Below are 18,650 nucleotides of genomic sequence, written 5' to 3' on the forward strand. Positions count from 1 at the left end.
AAGGTGACCTGCACTCGTTTTCTCTCTTTGTTTTCACTATGTCTGGGGCAGGAAAAGGATCTGACCGTTTCTATGCATGGCCGGATGCTCTCTCCCACCTAAAAAGAAGGGTTTTATGTCGGTTTTTTAATTTGTATTTATATAGTTTGATTGTCATGAAAGCTATTATTATAAATGTAATAGAGTATAGTAATCATGACTTGCAGTAACTTCAAAACCACATTGCTGATAGAGCTTGAGGGCATTATTATTTTTTGTTTCAACCTCTAGTCCAATATTTCGATGTCCTTCATTTATTAATGTATGAACGATAGACTGTAATATTTGTTTTCCGAATCCTTTTCCTTGGTAGGTGGGATCAATAGCAAATCCAGAAATAGAAACAAATTCCTCTTTTTTACATACTGTAATTGTTCCGACTATTATCTTATCGATACAGACAGCATATACATGATGAATAGGTGAGGAAGAGGTCTTATGAAGCCATGCTGAGATGTTTTCTATTTCATCGTTGAAAGCTTTGCTAGCGACAAGTGCTATAGTAGGTAATGTTTCAGAAGAAACAGAGACTATTTGGAGTTTCGGGGTGTTTCTCGGTTGTATAGTTGTATCTGATTTGAAACTCATACTATACTCACTACATATGTATTGAAATGTAGCAGCACGGGTAAATTCTTTTCCACTTGTAGACGCTCCATTTATGATTAGTAAGGCTTCGTCGATATTACGTTTTTTTATTTCTTCCATAGCTATTTGTAAGAGAAGACTGCCGATTTTTTGTCTTCTGAAATCAGGATGTACAAGGCCTGTTAATTCCAATTTTGTAGGTCTTTCAAATTCATACATACTGACAAATCCAACTAATTGGTCTTCTTTATAATAAAGAAACTCATTGACTTGATATCCATTTCGTTTGTTGAGGATTTCTACATGTATATCTGATTGGTATTCGATTTTATCATTTTGTTCACATATATAAGCTAAATCTATCATTTCTTGAATTTCATCCATTGTTAATGTTTTCTTTTTTTGAATATGCAAGTGGTCACGCTCCATTTTATATAGTGTGAAATTTCTACTATTAGAATCTTTTTTCTAAGTAATACTGTGTATGTCCTTGCGGGAAATCTTCAACAACACCATACACTGTAAAACCATGTTTCTTATAAAATTCAGGTGCTTGGAAGCTAAATGTATCTAGCTTTATCAGCCTGCATTTCTTTTCTTTTGCAATTGTTTCGGCTTCCTGTAACAATTTGCTTCCATAACCGTGATGACGTATGTTCTCATCAACCCATAGGATATCAACATGTAAACATTGCCAAAAGATGACACCAGTTAGTCCAGCGACAATTTCTTCAGCTTCATTCTTAATTGTTAAACAAACATCTTCAGTAGGTGAATTGGCTTTTGGAGGGACTTTTGTTTGATTAAATGAGATTAATTGTTTTCTAATATAATCTTTATCTTTTTGACTCCATTTATTTTGAATATGCATGTTTTATTCTCCTTATGAGTAGTATGATAAAGCGATTAAAAGAAAGCGGAGTGATGTAACCATTCCTCTAAATCTACATGCCCTTGGACAGATAGTAAGCGATACACATATCGGTAGGGTTCTCTGCACTGCTCTAAATCAGGAATAGGCATACTTATGTACATTTCTTGGATCGATCCCGAATATTTGCTTACATCCCCACCAAAAATCATTATTAGGTTCTCCCTGCATTTCGGAAGAGCGGGCAATTACTTCTTCAGCTTCTGTTTTTACGAGCCAGACGTCGCTTACGTGATTTTCATAGCCAGGATGTAATGTTTGTATAAATAGAATAGGGGAAGAAAACAGTTTTTGTAACATGGACAACCTCCTTTTTTCTAAAAATTCAATAAAAACATTATATACTACATGGGGAAATAATGCGTAAAAATTTCCAATTAAGTGTCAATTTTGTGTAAATAAAGCAATTTCTTTGCGTATAAAGTGAAAATTCGATATGATAAAACTAAGAAAATATATCTGTTTTGGGGGTAATGAATGAAGAAATTATTTGAATATGTGTTGTTGACAATTGGAGCGATTATTGTAGCTGGTTCGTTAGAGCTTATTTTAGCACCAAACGGATTAGTAGATGGCGGGGTAACGGCTATTGCGATTATGGCGAATAAGGTTGCAGGATTACCGCTTTATGGCGTGTTTTTAGGTTTGAATATTCCTATCTTGTTATTCACAGCAAAGGTTATGGGGAAAAAGTTTTTCATACGAACGTCTTATGCGAATGTTATAACTACGCTCGGTTTAATTTATTTAAAACCGTTTCCAGCTATTACAACATCTGAATTACTCATTGTATTATACGGTGGTGTATTGTTTGGAGTAGGTGTTGGGATTGTTGTGAAGATGGGTGGTGCCATTGACGGAACAGAAATGCTAGCGGTCTGGATGAATAAACATTTTAAAGTACCAATTAGTACATTTTTAATGGCTGTGAATGCCGTTATTTTCGTATTTGTTGCTATTTTGTTCTCAATCGAGCAAGCGATGTTCTCGTTAGCGATTTTCTATATCGTTACAAAAATGATTGATTTCATATTAGATGGTATTAATCAAGGAAAGAGCGTAATGATTATATCAGGCAAGAATAAAGAAATTGGCGAGCTGCTTATGAAAGAGCTGCAACTTTCTGTTACGTATCTGCACGGAGAAGGTGGTTTTTTAGGAGAGCAGCGGAAAATTATTTATTGTATTACAAACCGCTTTATTTATCCAAAAATGAAAGATCTCGTTCTCTCTGTAGATCCAAGTGCCATTATAGAAGCTTCTTTCTCAACTGAAACAACAGGTGTTAAACGGCCAGGTATCTCCTCTCGTTCAGGGCAGTCACCAACTGAAACGAATAGTTAGAGTATGTAAATAAAAAGAGCTTTCACCATCAATCTTTTTGATGATGGAAGCTCTTTTTTTATCATTTCAACCGAGAAGACCCCCTCCTCTAAACGAAGTAAAGGTGGGGGATGAATCGGTTTTTTCTTTTTTTAAAGAAAACCATCTTTTTTGTAGAACGTACGTTCCGTTTTGTTGTATAATTGTCTTATCAAACAAAATGAGGTGAGAACAGGTGAAGAAAGCGTATTTTTCGAAACGGATCTATAAAAGGGATGTACCGTATGAAATGGTAGATACATTGACAAAGACAATGGAAACATTTAATCGGGCGAAACGCTTTGCATTTCAAACGATTGTTCGGGAAAAACGTTGGAGCCGTAAGATGCATACAGATAGTCTTCATCTTGTTCTCAAGCGGAAATATCAATTGAATGATTACTATGCAAACAGTGCGGTGCAAGAAGAAAAGGCGTTGTTTACAGGTTTAATAGAGTTGCAGAAGATATATGAGAAACAAACACAAGAGAAGCTCAAGAAAATCAAAAAGAAGTTGAAGCAAGAACGTACAAAACTGACAAAGCTTCGTAAAATCAAACAAAGTTGTGTGAAAGGAAAGATTACGTTTCCCAAAAACTCCCGCTTTTCGAAGAACAATAATATTATCTCCTTGTCTCGTAAAGAGGACACATTCATTTGGCTGAATGAATATCTGTTTGAGCACCAGTACTTAGATGTTCAAATCAAAAGGATTCAAGCAAAAATCGGTCGTTTGACTCACAGGCAATACCGTTTAAAGCAGAAGCTTGAATCGTACCAAACGCATATTCCTAGCGCGGTGTTTGGGAGTAAAAAACTGTTTCGGTCTCAATTTACAATCGATGAGTTTATACATAACCATGACAAATGGAAAACATTATTTTTCCGCGCTCGAAATAAACAACTCATTTTATCTGGCCGTAAAGATGCCAAACACGGAAATTTTGTGTTTCAGTATGTTATTGAGAGTCAGGAATTATGGATGACGACAAGTACAGGAAAACCGGTTATGTTTCCAACTGTCACATTCCCGTATGGACAAGAAATCATTGAGGAAGTAATCACAAACCAATTACAGTGTAAGAATAAGAAAAAACACGGCAAACCGATTGCGTGGTCTGTTGAAGACTATGGTGAGTATTATATTGTGAAATGCCTAGTCGATGTACCGGAAAAACCTCACACGAATTACAGTAAAGCGGATGGAGTGATTGGTGTAGATTGTAATCTAAATCATTTTGCTTGGGCGCATGTAACGAAGGATGGGAATTACAAAGGAAGTGGTTCCCTCCGTTTTTCCATGATAGGTAAATCTACCGGACAAATCACAAAGATAATTGAAGCGGAAGTCATTCGATTAGTTGACTTAGCAGAGCGGTATAACAAGCCGATTGTAATAGAAAAGTTAGATACCACGCAATCTAGGGCAGGGGATCGGTACGGAAGTAAGCGAGCGAATCGAATGAAGAGTATGTTCGCTTATAAGAAGATGACAGACGCAATTCTGGGTCGTGCGGATAAAATGGGCGTGGCTGTCTTTCAAGTCAATCCAGCATATACTTCTATCTCAGGGAAGATGAAATATATGCGGAAACTTGGCATCTCTATTCATCAATCTGCGGCCTTTACGATTGGGCGTCGTGGATTAGGGTATAAAGAAAAAGTGCCTCAAGTGCTTCAACCTTATATTCTAAAGAAAGAAGCGCACCACTGGACCCATTGGCATCAATTAAACAATCGATTTGATATTCGTACGCATCATTTCTATCAGTTATATCATGTGAATCAGCCGAAAGAGGCATTACAAATCGAACGATTAGACTTATTTGAAAGTGAAAAGAAAAAACTAGCAAAACTGTTTGCATAATGAAAAAGACGCCTTGTCCCAGTCTCTTACACTTGTCACCAGAGCAGATAACAGGTCTAGGAACTGGATGAATGACAGGGTGTTCTTCGCCTCGATATAAGAAAAAAGTAGCTGTACCTTTTCTGTTCTCCTCGGAAGACAGAAAGAGGTCGTCTTGCCTAAGGACACTACCGAATTTCTATATCGTTGTATCCTCTTTGTTGAACGAGAGGAAGTGTTTTTGTTAGGGCAGAAACAGTAGAATCCCCCACCTCAAGCTCGTGTAGAGGTAGGTGGGGGTAGTTCAATAAGAAAACCATGCCTTTCTTAATAAATGTACGACAGTTGTAATTTCATCTTCCGTTAATCCACCAAATCCTAGTAAAATATAGGATTCCTTCTGTAGTTCATTTACTGAATCGTATATAGAAACGGGATAAACCTTTACTTTTTTTTCGGCAGCTGTTTGGATCAGTTCTCGTTCGTTCATACCGTTATGAACATGTAACACAATATGAAGCCCAGATTGATCTCCGAGTATATCAACGTGTGTCCCCATTTGTTCGTGCAATGTTTTTATTAATCGCTGGTGCTTCTTTTTATATAATGTACGAATCCGGTTTACATGCCGGTTCCAATCACCTTTTTTAATAAATGTAGTGAAAGCAAGTTGCTGTATTTTTGAGACGGTTTGCTTAAAAATTATGCCGTGCTTTTTATATATTTCTAATAGATGATTCGGAAGTACGATATAACCCATTCGTAAAGAAGGTAAAAATGATTTTGAAAAAGTTCCCATGTAGATAACACGTTCATTTGTATCTAAACCTTGCAAGGAAGGAATAGGCTTTCCAACATAGCGGAATTCCCCATCATAATCGTCTTCAATGACATAACTTTTATGATCATTTGCCCATTTTAATAATTCCAGTCTTCGTGATAATGGCATAATCATGCCATAAGGAAATTGATGCGAAGGAGTGACATAGGCAACATTTGCATCACAATTATACAGAGCTGGAACATGAATACCTTTCTCATCTAATGGAATAGGATGGATAGCCAGTCCGCAGCTTTGCATAATTGCTTTTACACGGTGAAACCCAGGGTTTTCGACCGCATATGTTTTGTGATGTCCAAGTAGTTGGATGAGTAACCAGAGAAGCGGCTGTGTACCAGCACCAATAATAACTTGATCTGGTGAACAATGAACGCCGCGTGCATGATACAAATAATGAGAAATGTGAGCTCGCAGCTCATATTCTCCTTGAGGGTCTTCTTTTGTAAATAAGTCATTTTCGTTTTCTAATAAACAATCCTGTAGAGCACGTTTCCAATTGGTGAGTGGGAAAGCGGTTTGGTCTACACGTCCTTGACTACAATCAAAAAACTCATCTTCCTTTTGTGTTATTACAAGAGGAAGAGATGAAACGGGCTGTTTGGTTGGTATAATATCAACATCTACTTCAGCAACAAAGATACCACGTTTCGGTTTACTTTCAACATAACCCTCTGCCGATAACTGTTGATAAGCGGATTCCACTGTGATTCGGCTTACGCCAAGCTGCAGTGCTAAGTTACGATGAGAAGGAAGACGTGTTCCAGTGAGAATTGTTCCTTTTACGATTTCTTGTTTTATAAAGTTGTAAATTTGTACGTAAATAGGAGTTGTACTTTTTACTTGTAACGGAATAATTAAATCCATGGCATTCTCTCCTGAAAATCTGGCCTTATAAAAAAGAAATAAACTGTCACTTAAGAAAAGGGCACATTCTTTTTATACTGATAATATAACATTTAGAAAATTTCATAAAGTGATAAGGGGAGAAAATCGATGGACGTTCAAGAAATAAAAACAGTAGGGAAATTTTGTGAGGTATTACCGATTTTGCAACAGTTACGACCTGCACTTACAAACGAGGAAGCACAATTGTTATTGAATCAGATGAAAGAAGAACGGTATCAATTATTATCGTTATCCAATGAGGAAGGTGAAGCGGTTTGCCTTGCTGGAGTGGCAGTTTGTACAAATTTTTACAACAAGAAACACGTCTTTATATATGATCTTGTAACTGCAGAATCTCATCGTTCAAAAGGATATGGAGAAGCATTGCTATCGCATATAGAGAGGTGGGGGAAAGAACAGGGGTGTACTTGCGTGGTCCTTACGTCCGCTTTTCCACGCGTGGATGCGCATCGTTTTTATGAACGAGAAGGGTATGAGAAGGTGAGTTACTCGTTTCATAAGGAATTAAAATAAAGAAGAGACATGCCTCTTCTTTATTTTTGATATTGCATTTTTCTTAAAAATGCGCAGAAGAACGCTTTGCATCTTTTGGAGAAACGAATGAAAAAGAATCTTTATTTGTTTCATTTGTTTTTTGAACTTGAACTTGCTGGATTGCTAGTACTTGATTATTTCTAGTTGCGAGTGCGTCTTGTATTCCCCTTGTCATAAGTTTAATGAAGAGAATTGTGATAAAGAATGCAACGAGTGTATAAAAAATAATCCACATCGAAAGATTCATTTCATAATAATTTAAACCAATTAGACCTGCCCAATCGTTAGAGAGAGAGGCGAACTTAATTTCGCCATGACCCGTGTCTCTTTGCTGCACGCCACCGATAATAATTTGGAATAATGATAAATGAATAACAAGTATGAGCGTTTGGACAATGTGTTCCATAAATAATATAAATAAACGGTTAAGTAATAAAACTCGTAAATGTTTTTTAATAATATGAAAACGGCTGGCGCCCATTAATTGTGAGCTTAATATATAGTCACGTTGCATAAACTCATCAACTTCTGAAGAAATATATAAAGTAAGTGTTGGGAGTGCAACGAAAATGAGTACAATAGCTTGATAAAAGGCAAACGAGATATTTGGATTTAAGTCATCCGCATTAGAAACCATCCTAATATTGACTGGTGCTATGAGTATAAAAGCAATAAAAACAGTTGGAATATAATAAAAGATTTCTGAGCATGCTCGTACAAATTTTTTCAGACGTGCTGTGTATAAACTTAGTAGAACACCTAAAAATGTTCCAAATACAATGCGAAGAAAACTAATTGCAATGGCAAATAAAATTGTGAATTTCGCACCTTCTAAAATTTGAAGGGAAATAGCCTCTCCAAAACGATCAGAGCCAAAGGGGGGCATCAGTGTTGGTGAAAAAGGCGCCTTCCCGAGGAGTTCGTGATTATCGTTGTAAAGAAGTCGAGGTGCTATAGTAGTATCATCTTTAAAGAACCAGCCGTAAATGAAACTTGCAGAAACAAGAATGACAAGATAGGTAAAGCCGATAACAAACCGTTTCGATCTCCAGATAGACTTCATACTGTTTCTCCTTTCACTTGTTTTTGCCATCTATCCATCATGTAAGAAATGATTTGGAAGAGTATATAGAATGGTAGTAAGATCATTATGAGCAAAACGAATGTAACGGAAGCAGAAAATGAACCCATTCTAAATAAAAATTGAATAATCCCGCTCATATTAAATACAAATTCTAAAACGAATAAATTAGAAAGTAAGAAAACAAAAATCGTTTTTAAATGGTGAAAGAAATGAATAGATATATTCTTTAATAAATGTATACACAGTATATAACTTGATGAAAGTCCTTTTCCGTAAGCTACTTCTACATATTGCTTTTCATGTTCTTCTTTTATGTATAAACCCATCATACGAAACATTTGTAATGTAGGTAAAACTGTTAAAGATAAAATAGGGAGCAAATATGCACGGTTTTCTCTAAACGAAATAATTGTAACAGGAGAATCACCAATTTGTTTTATAATCCAAATGAAAAACATCTGCAAACAAATCATGATCATCATATCAGGAACAGCTTCTAATACAAATACCATTCTATCAATCCATTTTTTTATATTTTTCTTTGATAAGAAATATACAAATGCCATACTGGATGAAATAAATAGAGCGAGAAAAAAGGCGGCAAATAAAATAGTCAATGAATAGATATAAGGATCAAAAACGGTTGGGAACAGAGGTATCGTTTTGAAATTACCAATGCTTGGTATGTGAATAGTCAACGATTGTAAGGAAGTAATTTCTTTTAACATGGTAGTGAAATGTTGGATAAACTGATTTGGTTGAAACGAAAATTCACCTTGATTCATAAATAAATAAGGTATGTTTAATAATAGTAAGAGTGATAGAACGATTGCTAGTAACTGTAATATAAATTGAGCTATTTTTTTTAACATCAAACCCCTCCATAATATGTTTTTTACAATATTATACAACGAATTACAAAGAGATGTTTTGTTTTTTCAGAAAATATATAATAATATAATAAAATGATGGAGACTGTATGAACGAGGTTTATGAACAAGGATATATGTTTTAACAGTATAGGAGGATATATGAAACAAATGTATTTGCATGGGAAGAAAGTTGTTGTTAGAACAATAGAAGAGGCTGATATAGAGACGTTATGGAAACAAATGTATAAGGAAGAAAGGCCGGAATGGAAAAAATGGGATGCACCATACTTTCCATTTTCCATACAGGAGTATCCAGTTTATAATGAAAATTTAATATTAAGATTGGAGAAAGAACCATATTCTCAATTTCTAATTGAAAGTGACAACGGCATAATTGGAACAATCGGTTACTATTGGGAGCATAAAGCAACACGTTGGTTAGAAATAGGAATCACGATTTATAATCCAGCGTATTGGAATGGTGGTTACGGTACAGAGGCGCTACGGATGTATGTTGATTTTCTATTTCAGAACATGGAGATTGGTAGAGTAGGATTAACGACATGGTCTGGAAATGAACGGATGATGAAAGTTGCAGAAAAAATCGGCATGAAATTAGAAGGTAGAATGAGAAAATGTCGTTATTATAACGGTGAATATTATGATTCAATCCGCATGGGAATGATACGTGAAGAGTGGGAAGAGTTAAGGGCAGTGAAGGAGTGACGAAAGAAGATGTATGCTGTTATCGCTACATTTGATGAGAAGTTTTCGAGGCAAGTAAAATTTATTCGTGTAATGGAGTTTGTATATAAAGAGTTCAGTGCACAAAAAGCAGATTTAGAAAGTTTAAAGTTAATCAAAGTGAACTACGAGAACGACAATCCGGTTTCTTGTAACATACTAGCAGAATACAATTTTAAGAGAATGGAGACATCAATATGACGTATGTAGTTAGAAAGATGAATGTAGAGGATATTGCTGCTGTACAAGAAGTAGCAACATTAGCTTGGCACGATACATATAAAGGGATTATCCCGCAGGAAACGCAAGATAAATTTTTAGGACAAGCATATTCCAATGAAATGATGAAGCGGCGTTTAGAGCAATCTCATTTACTCGTAGCGGAGCTAGAGGAGAAAATTGTTGGATTTGCTAATTTTTCTTTTGTTAAACATCAAAATGAAGCGGAATTAGGAGCGATTTATATATTGCCAGAACAACAAGGGAACGGAATCGGGACAAATCTATTACAAAGAGGACTAACAGTTTTAGAGGATGTAAAAAAGTTATATGTATACGTGGAAGCGGCAAATGAAAAAGGAAAATCATTTTATGAAGCAAAAGGATTTGCGATTGTTGAACAGTTTGAAGAAGATTTTGAAGGTCATATGTTGCAAACGATTAGAATGGTTCTACACATATAAGGTGAATTCCATGAAACGAGTACGGAAACGGGACTTGTGGCAATTGTAAGTGAGTCGGAAAATCTTAAAGATAATATTCAAATGCCTATTATAGGGGAAGTAAGGGGGATGAGAGATGCTTGAACGGGCTAATGAAGCAGAGGTAACGAAAATATTAAAGTATGCAGCACAATCTCTATTCGAAGGAACGAGAGAAACGTGTCAGCTAAGTCAAGAAAGGGCAATCGAAATTACAAAGCCGTTATTAGAAAAAGAGGCATATTATTTAGTTGTGAAGCGAGAAGGCGTGGTAGTAGGATGGATTCTTATTGGAGGGAATACAGATTACTTTTCAGGAGAAGCAATTGGTTTTATTTACGAGTTATATGTTTTCCCTGAGTATCGTGGAAAAGGTCTGTCGCGAAAATTAATGAAGGCTGGAATTGATGCATTACAACAAGAATATGTAGAGATTCGATTAAATGTATTCGCTGGAAACTTTGCAAAAGAGATGTATAAAGAATTTGGTTTTGTTGAGAGACAAATAGTTATGACTTTGAAACGAGATTAGAGGTTAAGAAGATGTTTATATATAAAATAGATGAGGAACTATATAAATACAAATTAAAAAACCGACATAAAACCCTTCTTTTTAGGTGGTAGAGAGCATCCGGCCATGCATAGAAGCGGTCAGATCCTTTTCCTGCCCCATGCCAAGTGAAAACAAAGAGAGAAAACGAGTGCAGATCACCTTTTGTTATCCATAGCCGCGGCTATATGTCGAAAAATCAAAATAAATTTATATAAATCGTTAAAATGAGAATGTTTCAAGTTCCAGAATAGGTACTCAAATGAGTATCTATTTTTTATTCGTCAAAATACGACAATTAATGATGTTGTTATTTGCTATAATTTTGTCGGAGAAATAAATGTTTTATATATTAAGAAATAAAATTCAATTTCTTTATTTGGTATTTATCTAGAAGGGATGAGATGAAATTTGAAAGGGTGTTTAACTGTATTATTGTGTTTGTTTTTCATTACAGGTTGTTCGAATACGGAAGTAAATCCAATTGAGTATGAATCGAAAGATATTTCGTTTAAATCTCCATCAAAAGATACACCAGTTGATATAAACGTTTCGCTTTCAATGAATTATGTATATCGTGGAGAAAATGCAAATAAATTCATTCATCAAGAGAATGTATATAATCCAGAGCCTGAAGAAGGGTATGAGTGGGTTGTTGTGAATGTAGAGATCTATACTTCAGATCCTAATGAACCTGAAAATAAGGATGAAGAAGAACGTATAAAGTATCATGTGCCATATTATTATGCTTCTGAGCACTTATTTTCTTTTGTTGATAAAAATAAGGAAGTACTCACTAACACTGGAAAGGCCGTGTTAGATGCAGCATTGAATGAAATGATGCCTACTAATAGTAATAAAAGCGGATGGATAGCAGGACAAGTTAAGAAAGGGGAACCTTTCTACATTAAGTTTCATCCGTATAAAGGAGAAGATTTATATATTCCCTCTAAGAGTATAAAGGAGTAGAGAAACCATGTTAAAAAGAATTCGATGGGTATACATATTTTTTGCGATTTTTTTGCTAACAGGTTGTTCTGAATCAAAACAAGAGACAGATGATACTATTCGGCAATATACGAAAGAAAAATTAGGGTTTGATGTGAAAATTGTTTCACGTGATAGTGTTGATTCAGGAAATATGGGTAACCGTAGTTATGGTGTGCAATCGAAGGAACCACCCTATATTAATTTTGACGTACATGTAACAGGTTTTTTTTCTTCTACTGCAGAAGAAGATGATTATGCTACTCAAAAGAAGATTTATGGTGTATGGAAGTCTTATGAAAAAATGTGTGAACGTCCAATTAAAGAGTTTGCCGGAACGTTAGAAAGAGTAGAAGACGGTATTGGGGGAACGGACATTTTTGAGAAAGAAGAAAAGAGTAACCCTGAAAATTTATATATATCGCTAAAAACGCCTTTTTTTGTAGATACAAAAAATCCAAAACAATTGGAGCAATTATTAACAGTCGTACAATGTGCGAAATCATATAACGAGCAAATTGAATCACCATATATGCTGAAGAGTATAGACATAGAGATGGAAGGATACAAAAATAATCTTAAAGATTTAGATATCACTTCTATAGAAACGATTGAACAATTATCACAACAAATGATTGGCAATAGACTGAATGATTTTTATTTATTAGACCAAATGTATTTTAAACATAGAGAGCAGATTGACAAAATGATATACGACATTAGGCAACAAGAATATATATATACTGAGACCAAATATGACTCACCACCAATTTCGTGTATAGATAAGGAAGTAGAAGATGCAACATGTAAAAAAGGGTTTGTTATGGAATTAACAGATACAATATATAATCATAGTAATCAACCTGATATGAATCGTGTATGGCAACTGGTACAGTACTTACAATCAGCACCTATTAAAATTCAAGAGTTAAACATTAACTACCCTAGCTATAAAATTAAGCTTTCCAATCTAATGGATATTTCATTTGAAGAAGTAGAGAATCAATTCGTTCAACAGGTGCAGGGATATCAAAAGAAGGAACAAGAACAATAGGATAATTCATTATTACCATAATGAAAATATTTAGTCTTATTAAGGAAAATGAAAAGTAATGAAAAGCTTTGCGAAAAGGCCATTCCTAAAGGGAGGCTTTTTGCAAAGCTTTATCGGTCTCTAGCGCTTGGTTTTGAATAGAGAATACTAAGCGCAATGAAAACGATAGGTAACATAAGTATGATTGATAGACTTACTACAGAGTCCCCAATAAAGAGTTAGAGAATCATAGGTATATCCCAATTTGTCTACATATTTCAACTATCACACCACCGATATATTTTAATTACATTATAAAGTGAACGAGGTAATTGATTTCATTGAAAAATATGACATAATTTTTTACTCGCAAGTTCCTGCCATGCTGCATCTACATTTTTTTTTACTGAATTTTTTATATATTACCCAGTCGCCCAGTAAACTCATTAGATGTGAAAGGAATTTGATTGCTTGCAGATCGTACCATTTAGTACTATAAAAACCAATATTTATTTCTGTATCATCAAAAAGCCGGGTTGCTTAAAAACAACCTGGCTTTTTGATGATTTTATGACTGTGAAAATAAGAATTCAGGAAATTCATCTGAGTTTGATGAATTTCTGACATGTTTTTGTATAGCACCAACTGCTTTAAGAAAATAATAGTTTGCACCTTCACCTTTAGCTGGTTTTAATTCTATAGATCTTTTTTCTAGTTTATTAAATTGAATTTTCCCTGCGTTTTTTTCATCTTCATAAGGAAAAAAACGATAAATAACTTCCTCTTCATTTTCATATTCTTTAAATAAATCTACACATACTCCCATATTATTAAGTTCCTTTCTAGTTATATTTATTAATTAAGGAACGCAATACAAGACTTTTCTAACTATGGCAATAGTTCTTCCACTCCTATGCCATCTACTAATAATGATTTTAAAGAAGGTGCTATTTTAATTTCTTCCTCAATGTCTAAGTCCCCAAAATCCACTATATATAATCCAAAACCTTCTTTTCCATTTGCATATAATAAAGTTTTTCCACCTTCATCATCACCAATCTCAAAAGCGAAGGTATATGAGACAACGGAAGCTACACATTACGGCTTATACAAATAGTAAGATGTAGGGTGAAATGAGGATAGCGATAAACATCTTTAAGAGTGAATGGTATCAATAACCGTATTGAAAGGCCTTCAACACTTATATTATCGGTAATCATTAAAGTATGCACAGTGTTAACGATACATCGTCCAAGTACCAATATCCCTAAACCCTAATCGCTTATAAATCCGCCCAGCAGCGGGATTGTTATAAAATAGACAAAGTGTTCTTCCTTCAGAAATAAAATCTTGAATCATTTTTTGCAATATAAGTGAAGCATATCCTTTCCCGGGGTGACTCGGATGTGTACATACACCAACGACCATAGCGGATAACGAGTTCTCAGCGGACGTTGAGGCAGAAGCGACGATTTCTCCATCTTTTTCAATGTAATACGTTCGGCCTGTATTGGTTTCAAGTGATTGCCGCAAAATCTTTTCTGCCTGTTCTGTATGAGGAAATTCTTCAATGTTGTTTCGCAGCTTCATAATTTGTTCTACATCATGTATTGCTGCAAGCTTAATCGTAGAGTCAATTTTGGTTTCAGGTAGTGCAGAGTCATTTGTACATTCACAAAAGTACATTTTATTTTTTGTACTAAGCTGCAATGCCGGAATGTGTTCAAATTGCTCTACTATATTTGATTTTCCAGAGATTTTGAGTGGTCTATGAGAAGAAAGAATCGTTGTATAGTCAGCTGCAGAGAAGTCACTTTTTCCATATGGTATGAACGCATCATGAAAGCGTAGTAATACGGATTTTAATTCATTTTCTGCTGTGAAAATGACCCATAATTCTTGAAAATCTGTATCGTATCCAAATGCTTCGATGTCTCCAATTATAAATAAATTAATCGCTGCTTCTTGCTTTAAAAACGTAAGAACTTGTTCATGGTCTTCTTTTGTTAGTTTCCGAATCATAATATCCCCTCTTTATTTATTTTTTCTAAATATTAGTACTTATTGTTTTGGAAATCAATACAAAGTTTTATGTTTAGTTCACAAGGTTTCGGAAAAACTAGGAAAGATATGACAAAGGAGGTTATGAACGGTGGATCATCCAATTCAAGGATTAATGAAAGCAGCGATGGAAAATTTAAAGGAAATGGTCGATGTCAATACGATTGTTGGGGAACCTGTTCAAACAGCAGATGGCGGAGTAGTATTAACTGTTTCGAAAGTAGCGTTTGGATTTGGAGCAGGTGGATCGGATTTTCAAGTGAATGAAGGGCAGAGGGCACAAGGTAATCCGGCATTTGGTGGTGGTAGCGCGGGTGGTGTTTCTATTACACCAGTAGCTTTTCTTGTGGTAAATAAAGATGGCGTAAATATTCTTCATTTACAAAATGCAACACATTTAGCTGAAAAGATGATTGAGCTTGCACCACAAACGATTGATAAGATCCAATCTATTTTTCAAAAGAATGAAAAACAAAATGGAACGCATCAGCGACAAAATCCAGACGAAATCGCGTAAAAAATGCCTGTTTTCTAACAGGCATTTTTTCTTGTAATCAGTATGTAATAAAACTTACGAAATTGTAAATAGTTTTTGAAGTTTTTTCTATGTTTCTAAAAATTTTCATGATAAAATATGCTATAGAATTGAAACATATAAAACGAAGGTGGCTAGGTGCTTTGTCTGGAGGATCTGACCAAGTAAAGAATATGATATATATTAATGGTAATCGTCGAGGTCATTGTTTTATTACATCTGGAATAACGTTTGAAGAGTTTGCAAGTAACATCCCTTCACCACTTCATCAAGTTTTGCTTTTAAAGCATAATTTTGAGTGGACAGATTTTCATTATCATACTTTATTCGAATATGTCGAAGAAGAGAACATACATAAATTAATTAAAGCAGAGATTGATGAATTTGATGAGTTTTGTTGGGTTGATTTTGATGATGCAAGCGATTTAGACGAATTGGAGCCAAAGGAAATTGCAGAATTGCTATATTTGGCTCACAAAAAAGAACCACTTGGAAGAGCGTTTTTCCCACTCTTGAAAAATAGATTTGTATATTTTTCACATGATGACGATTGGTACAATAAAGTGTACTACCGCAGAATGTCGGATTTTGTAGGGATGCTTAGTAAAGTTATTCCATATAAGCTCGGTTCATTTGGGAAAAAACGATTTTCTTTCTTTCAAAAATCGAAAATATTTCCAGCTATTTCAAAAGAAGTTATTATTGGGCTTGTTCCGTTAATGGAAGATGGCATGTATATTGATTTAGCGGGGAAAATTGAGACAAGACGGGGTCTAGAAATTCCTGTATACGTAATCGGTTCGTATGAAAGTACGGATGAGGTGTTAGATAATATACAAGAGTTAAAAGAGGGCGCGTCAGAAACTGGTTGGCTCATTTTTGATAAGAAAGAACAAGAGTGGCAATGGGTTGTGGACTGAGAGAACTTGACGGTATGAGTCAAGTTTTCTTTCTTTTTAGAAAGGAGAAAAAATGAAGAAATATTATACAGCAATGGGTATTGTAAGTATTCTGCTTGTTGCAGTGCTACTTTTAACTTGTCCGAAAGAATCTGATTTTCAAGTTTATTTAGAGGACAAGTACGCTTTAATTTGTAAGGAAGATAATTTTGAATGTACGCAAAATATAAACAAACAAGAAGAGAAAATGAAGTTTGTGAGTAGCGACACGCGAAACGGTGTGTTCTTTATGAACGTAAAGCAAACTTTTGAAACAGAAGCTGGGAAAAAGAAAGAATACAGTGGAGTTGGACTCTTCGGCATGTTCCTCTTTGTTTCGGAAAAGACTTTCTAATTATGATTAGAAGGTCTTTTTTTTGTGCGTTCGTTCATATAAATGAAATAAGACAAGCTAAGGGGGCATTGTGATGAAGAAAACATGTATTATTTGCGGAGGAGAGGAATTCTTTTCCTCCACCTTATATGCGCGAACAAAACAAGATTGGGCGTATGCGCCAAATATGTATCGTTTTGAAAAGGTATTTATTGAGCACCGGGATGAAGAAAATTATCCTGTTTTCCAGGAAATCACTGCTGTGGATGTGGGCATATTATGTTATTTCATCAATGAACACACCAAGCAAAACTTGGTGTGTTTTTTAGAGTGCAGATAAAGCAAGTGGATACAATAGTGTGAATAAAACAGAAAAACTGCCAAATCCAATTGCTGTATATCCAAGTGTTCTTGCTCCGAAATTTACAGCTAATAAACCAATTAATATGGAAAGAGATCCTAACGTAACTGGATAGAAGGCAATCGAGAATAAAGAAAGGAACAGTGCTGCATAGCCGATAAGCGTACCAGTATTCGTTCCCTCTATTTCATGTGCAATCTCTTTACGACGACTTCTAATCGGAAGATGTTGCGGTGAGATTTCAGCTGCATATTCTTCCTTTTTTTCACCACTTTTAAAATGATGCGTCCGTTTTTTGTGCAATGTACATCCCTCTCTTTCAATTGGGTGTATCTTTATTATTTTGCATATCGAAGAGAACATGAGTATGAGTTATATCCAAATAAAGCAAAATTTGGAGAAATCGTTGGTCTGTTGCTATCTTATCCATCTCTCATTCAGAATAAACAGGAATTTGGGAAAATGATGTAGAATGCAATGAATGATAAAGTGAAACTTTTCTCAGGGTGGGGGCTTCATCACCCACTGAGAATGAGTCCTCACCAATCGGGTTCTTATGGGCAGTTTATTCCTTTACCTCACTTCTTTGCTTCTTGCAGAACTTAGAGGTGGGGGACGGATTACTGCCCATTAGTGCGGGATAAACAAGTGAAAGTAGGGAGAGAAATGACAAAGTTTAATTGGCATGAAGCAGCACAGAAAAAATGGGATGATCGAGCGGACTTTTGGAATCAAAATAGTCAAGAAATGTGGGATCACGGGAGCCGTAGCACAATTATTCCTTTTTTTGAAACGTATGTACAAAAGGGAGTGGGTGTTCTAGATGTCGGTTGTGGTGATGGATACGGTACATATAAATTAAGCCATGCAGGATATAAAGCATGTGGTGTAGATTTATCAGAACAGATGATTCAAAGAGGAAAAGAGCGAGGTGAAGGTCCTAATTTGTCATTTGTAAAAGGAGACCTGTCATCTTTGCCGTTTGAAAATGAACAGTTTCCAGCAATCTTAGCTGTCAATTCATTAGAATGGACAGAAGAACCACTGCAAGCATTAAGTGAAATAAAGCGTGTTTTACAGCAAGATGGATATGCATGTATTGCTATTTTAGGTCCTACAGCGAAGCCGCGTGAAAATAGTTATCCTCGCTTATACGGAAAAGATGTGATTTGTAATACGATGATGCCATGGGAGTTCGGACAGCTTGCTCAGGAACAAGGATTTACATTCATCGATGGCATGGGTGTGTATAAACGAGGTGTAAATGAGCAAATGCTTGGACAATTATCGTTAGAATTGCAACAAGCATTAACATTTATGTGGGTGTTTATGTTCAAAAAATAAAAAAACTATTTTATTAGTTTTTTAACTAGGTAAATAAGTGCAGAAAATACAAAAAACTG

20 protein-coding genes and 4 pseudogenes are annotated in these 18,650 nt (G+C 35.2%); 14 read left to right on the forward strand and 10 right to left on the reverse strand.

The window, feature by feature from the left end; translation table 11 throughout:
- Positions 1-168 precede the first annotated feature (168 nt).
- The 3 genes and pseudogenes from QRE67_RS10010 to QRE67_RS10020 form a co-directional block, all read right to left on the reverse strand.
- Positions 169-1,041, reverse strand: coding sequence for a GNAT family N-acetyltransferase (locus QRE67_RS10010; RefSeq protein WP_286124721.1), 873 nt, complete (start codon positions 1,039-1,041; stop codon positions 169-171).
- A gap of 40 nt (positions 1,042-1,081) precedes the next feature.
- Positions 1,082-1,498, reverse strand: coding sequence for a GNAT family N-acetyltransferase (locus QRE67_RS10015; RefSeq protein ID WP_286124722.1), 417 nt, complete (start codon positions 1,496-1,498; stop codon positions 1,082-1,084).
- A 156-nt stretch (positions 1,499-1,654) separates the two neighbouring features.
- Positions 1,655-1,858 (reverse strand): annotated as a pseudogene (locus tag QRE67_RS10020) (nitrate reductase); the annotation flags it as partial.
- A gap of 177 nt (positions 1,859-2,035) precedes the next feature.
- On the opposite strand from QRE67_RS10020, the gene QRE67_RS10025 reads away from it, so the two are divergent.
- Both QRE67_RS10025 and QRE67_RS10030 read left to right on the forward strand, forming a co-directional pair.
- Complete coding sequence (locus tag QRE67_RS10025) at positions 2,036-2,902, forward strand: YitT family protein (RefSeq protein ID WP_286124723.1); 867 nt, start codon at positions 2,036-2,038, stop codon at positions 2,900-2,902.
- A 214-nt stretch (positions 2,903-3,116) separates the two neighbouring features.
- The gene (locus QRE67_RS10030; RefSeq protein WP_286123812.1) at positions 3,117-4,787 is read left to right on the forward strand and encodes an IS200/IS605 family accessory protein TnpB-related protein; all 1,671 of its coding nucleotides are present in this window, start codon (positions 3,117-3,119) and stop codon (positions 4,785-4,787) included.
- Positions 4,788-5,070: 283 nt separating this feature from the next.
- Here QRE67_RS10030 and pdxR read toward each other — a convergent pair whose 3' ends face one another.
- Positions 5,071-6,471: a MocR-like pyridoxine biosynthesis transcription factor PdxR gene (pdxR, locus tag QRE67_RS10035; protein ID WP_286124724.1), complete on the reverse strand. Its 1,401-nt coding sequence runs from the start codon at positions 6,469-6,471 to the stop codon at positions 5,071-5,073.
- A 129-nt stretch (positions 6,472-6,600) separates the two neighbouring features.
- Here pdxR and QRE67_RS10040 point away from each other — a divergent pair, with 129 nt between their 5' ends.
- Positions 6,601-7,026 (forward strand): GNAT family N-acetyltransferase, encoded by a 426-nt coding sequence (locus tag QRE67_RS10040; protein WP_286124725.1) that lies wholly within the window; start codon positions 6,601-6,603, stop codon positions 7,024-7,026.
- A 43-nt stretch (positions 7,027-7,069) separates the two neighbouring features.
- Here the strand turns inward: QRE67_RS10040 and QRE67_RS10045 are convergent, their stop codons facing one another.
- Together QRE67_RS10045 and QRE67_RS10050 are read right to left on the reverse strand one after the other, a co-directional pair.
- Positions 7,070-8,110, reverse strand: a complete 1,041-nt coding sequence (locus QRE67_RS10045) for an ABC transporter permease (RefSeq protein ID WP_286124726.1) — start codon at positions 8,108-8,110, stop codon at positions 7,070-7,072.
- Positions 8,107-9,003 (reverse strand): ABC transporter permease subunit, encoded by an 897-nt coding sequence (locus QRE67_RS10050; RefSeq protein ID WP_286124727.1) that lies wholly within the window; start codon positions 9,001-9,003, stop codon positions 8,107-8,109. The genes QRE67_RS10045 and QRE67_RS10050 overlap by 4 nt, the downstream gene beginning before the upstream one ends.
- Positions 9,004-9,162: 159 nt before the next feature.
- Between QRE67_RS10050 and QRE67_RS10055 the strand changes: the two genes are divergently transcribed.
- The 6 genes and pseudogenes from QRE67_RS10055 (at position 9,163) to QRE67_RS10080 (ending at position 13,039) form a co-directional block, all read left to right on the forward strand.
- Positions 9,163-9,729, forward strand: a complete 567-nt coding sequence (locus QRE67_RS10055; RefSeq protein WP_286124728.1) for a GNAT family N-acetyltransferase — start codon at positions 9,163-9,165, stop codon at positions 9,727-9,729.
- A gap of 57 nt (positions 9,730-9,786) precedes the next feature.
- Positions 9,787-9,948 (forward strand): annotated as a pseudogene (locus QRE67_RS10060) (2'-5' RNA ligase family protein); the annotation flags it as partial.
- Entirely contained in the window at positions 9,945-10,430 is a 486-nt protein-coding gene (locus tag QRE67_RS10065) for a GNAT family N-acetyltransferase (RefSeq protein ID WP_286124729.1), read from the forward strand. The pseudogene QRE67_RS10060 and the gene QRE67_RS10065, both read left to right, overlap by 4 nt.
- A gap of 115 nt (positions 10,431-10,545) precedes the next feature.
- On the forward strand, positions 10,546-10,980 hold the full coding sequence (locus QRE67_RS10070; protein WP_286124730.1) for a GNAT family N-acetyltransferase: 435 nt from the start codon (positions 10,546-10,548) through the stop codon (positions 10,978-10,980).
- Positions 10,981-11,409: 429 nt separating this feature from the next.
- The gene (locus tag QRE67_RS10075) at positions 11,410-11,967 is read left to right on the forward strand and encodes a hypothetical protein (protein ID WP_286124731.1); all 558 of its coding nucleotides are present in this window, start codon (positions 11,410-11,412) and stop codon (positions 11,965-11,967) included.
- A gap of 7 nt (positions 11,968-11,974) precedes the next feature.
- The gene (locus QRE67_RS10080; protein ID WP_286124732.1) at positions 11,975-13,039 is read left to right on the forward strand and encodes a hypothetical protein; all 1,065 of its coding nucleotides are present in this window, start codon (positions 11,975-11,977) and stop codon (positions 13,037-13,039) included.
- A gap of 547 nt (positions 13,040-13,586) precedes the next feature.
- Here the strand turns inward: QRE67_RS10080 and QRE67_RS10085 are convergent.
- From QRE67_RS10085 to QRE67_RS10095, 3 genes and pseudogenes are all read right to left on the reverse strand, one after another.
- Positions 13,587-13,844, reverse strand: a complete 258-nt coding sequence (locus QRE67_RS10085) for a hypothetical protein (protein WP_286124733.1) — start codon at positions 13,842-13,844, stop codon at positions 13,587-13,589.
- Between the two features lie 62 nt (positions 13,845-13,906).
- Positions 13,907-14,077 (reverse strand): annotated as a pseudogene (locus tag QRE67_RS10090) (SMI1/KNR4 family protein); the annotation flags it as partial.
- Positions 14,078-14,254: 177 nt separating this feature from the next.
- Positions 14,255-15,040: a GNAT family N-acetyltransferase gene (locus QRE67_RS10095; protein WP_286124734.1), complete on the reverse strand. Its 786-nt coding sequence runs from the start codon at positions 15,038-15,040 to the stop codon at positions 14,255-14,257.
- Positions 15,041-15,170: 130 nt separating this feature from the next.
- On the opposite strand from QRE67_RS10095, the gene ytfJ reads away from it, so the two are divergent.
- From ytfJ to QRE67_RS10115, 4 genes and pseudogenes are all read left to right on the forward strand, one after another.
- The gene (ytfJ, locus tag QRE67_RS10100; protein ID WP_286124735.1) at positions 15,171-15,596 is read left to right on the forward strand and encodes a GerW family sporulation protein; all 426 of its coding nucleotides are present in this window, start codon (positions 15,171-15,173) and stop codon (positions 15,594-15,596) included.
- A 161-nt stretch (positions 15,597-15,757) separates the two neighbouring features.
- Positions 15,758-16,534: an oxalate:formate antiporter gene (locus QRE67_RS10105; RefSeq protein WP_286124736.1), complete on the forward strand. Its 777-nt coding sequence runs from the start codon at positions 15,758-15,760 to the stop codon at positions 16,532-16,534.
- Between the two features lie 52 nt (positions 16,535-16,586).
- Positions 16,587-16,907: a hypothetical protein gene (locus tag QRE67_RS10110; protein WP_286124737.1), complete on the forward strand. Its 321-nt coding sequence runs from the start codon at positions 16,587-16,589 to the stop codon at positions 16,905-16,907.
- Between the two features lie 73 nt (positions 16,908-16,980).
- Positions 16,981-17,183 (forward strand): annotated as a pseudogene (locus QRE67_RS10115) (hypothetical protein).
- Positions 17,184-17,211: 28 nt separating this feature from the next.
- Here the strand turns inward: QRE67_RS10115 and QRE67_RS10120 are convergent.
- Positions 17,212-17,550 (reverse strand): permease, encoded by a 339-nt coding sequence (locus QRE67_RS10120; protein ID WP_286124738.1) that lies wholly within the window; start codon positions 17,548-17,550, stop codon positions 17,212-17,214.
- A 363-nt stretch (positions 17,551-17,913) separates the two neighbouring features.
- On the opposite strand from QRE67_RS10120, the gene QRE67_RS10125 reads away from it, so the two are divergent.
- Complete coding sequence (locus tag QRE67_RS10125) at positions 17,914-18,591, forward strand: class I SAM-dependent methyltransferase (RefSeq protein ID WP_286124739.1); 678 nt, start codon at positions 17,914-17,916, stop codon at positions 18,589-18,591.
- Positions 18,592-18,650: the final 59 nt, after the last annotated feature.

Source organism: Bacillus sp. DX3.1, from assembly GCF_030292155.1.
Classification (GTDB): Bacteria; Bacillota; Bacilli; order Bacillales; family Bacillaceae_G; genus Bacillus_A.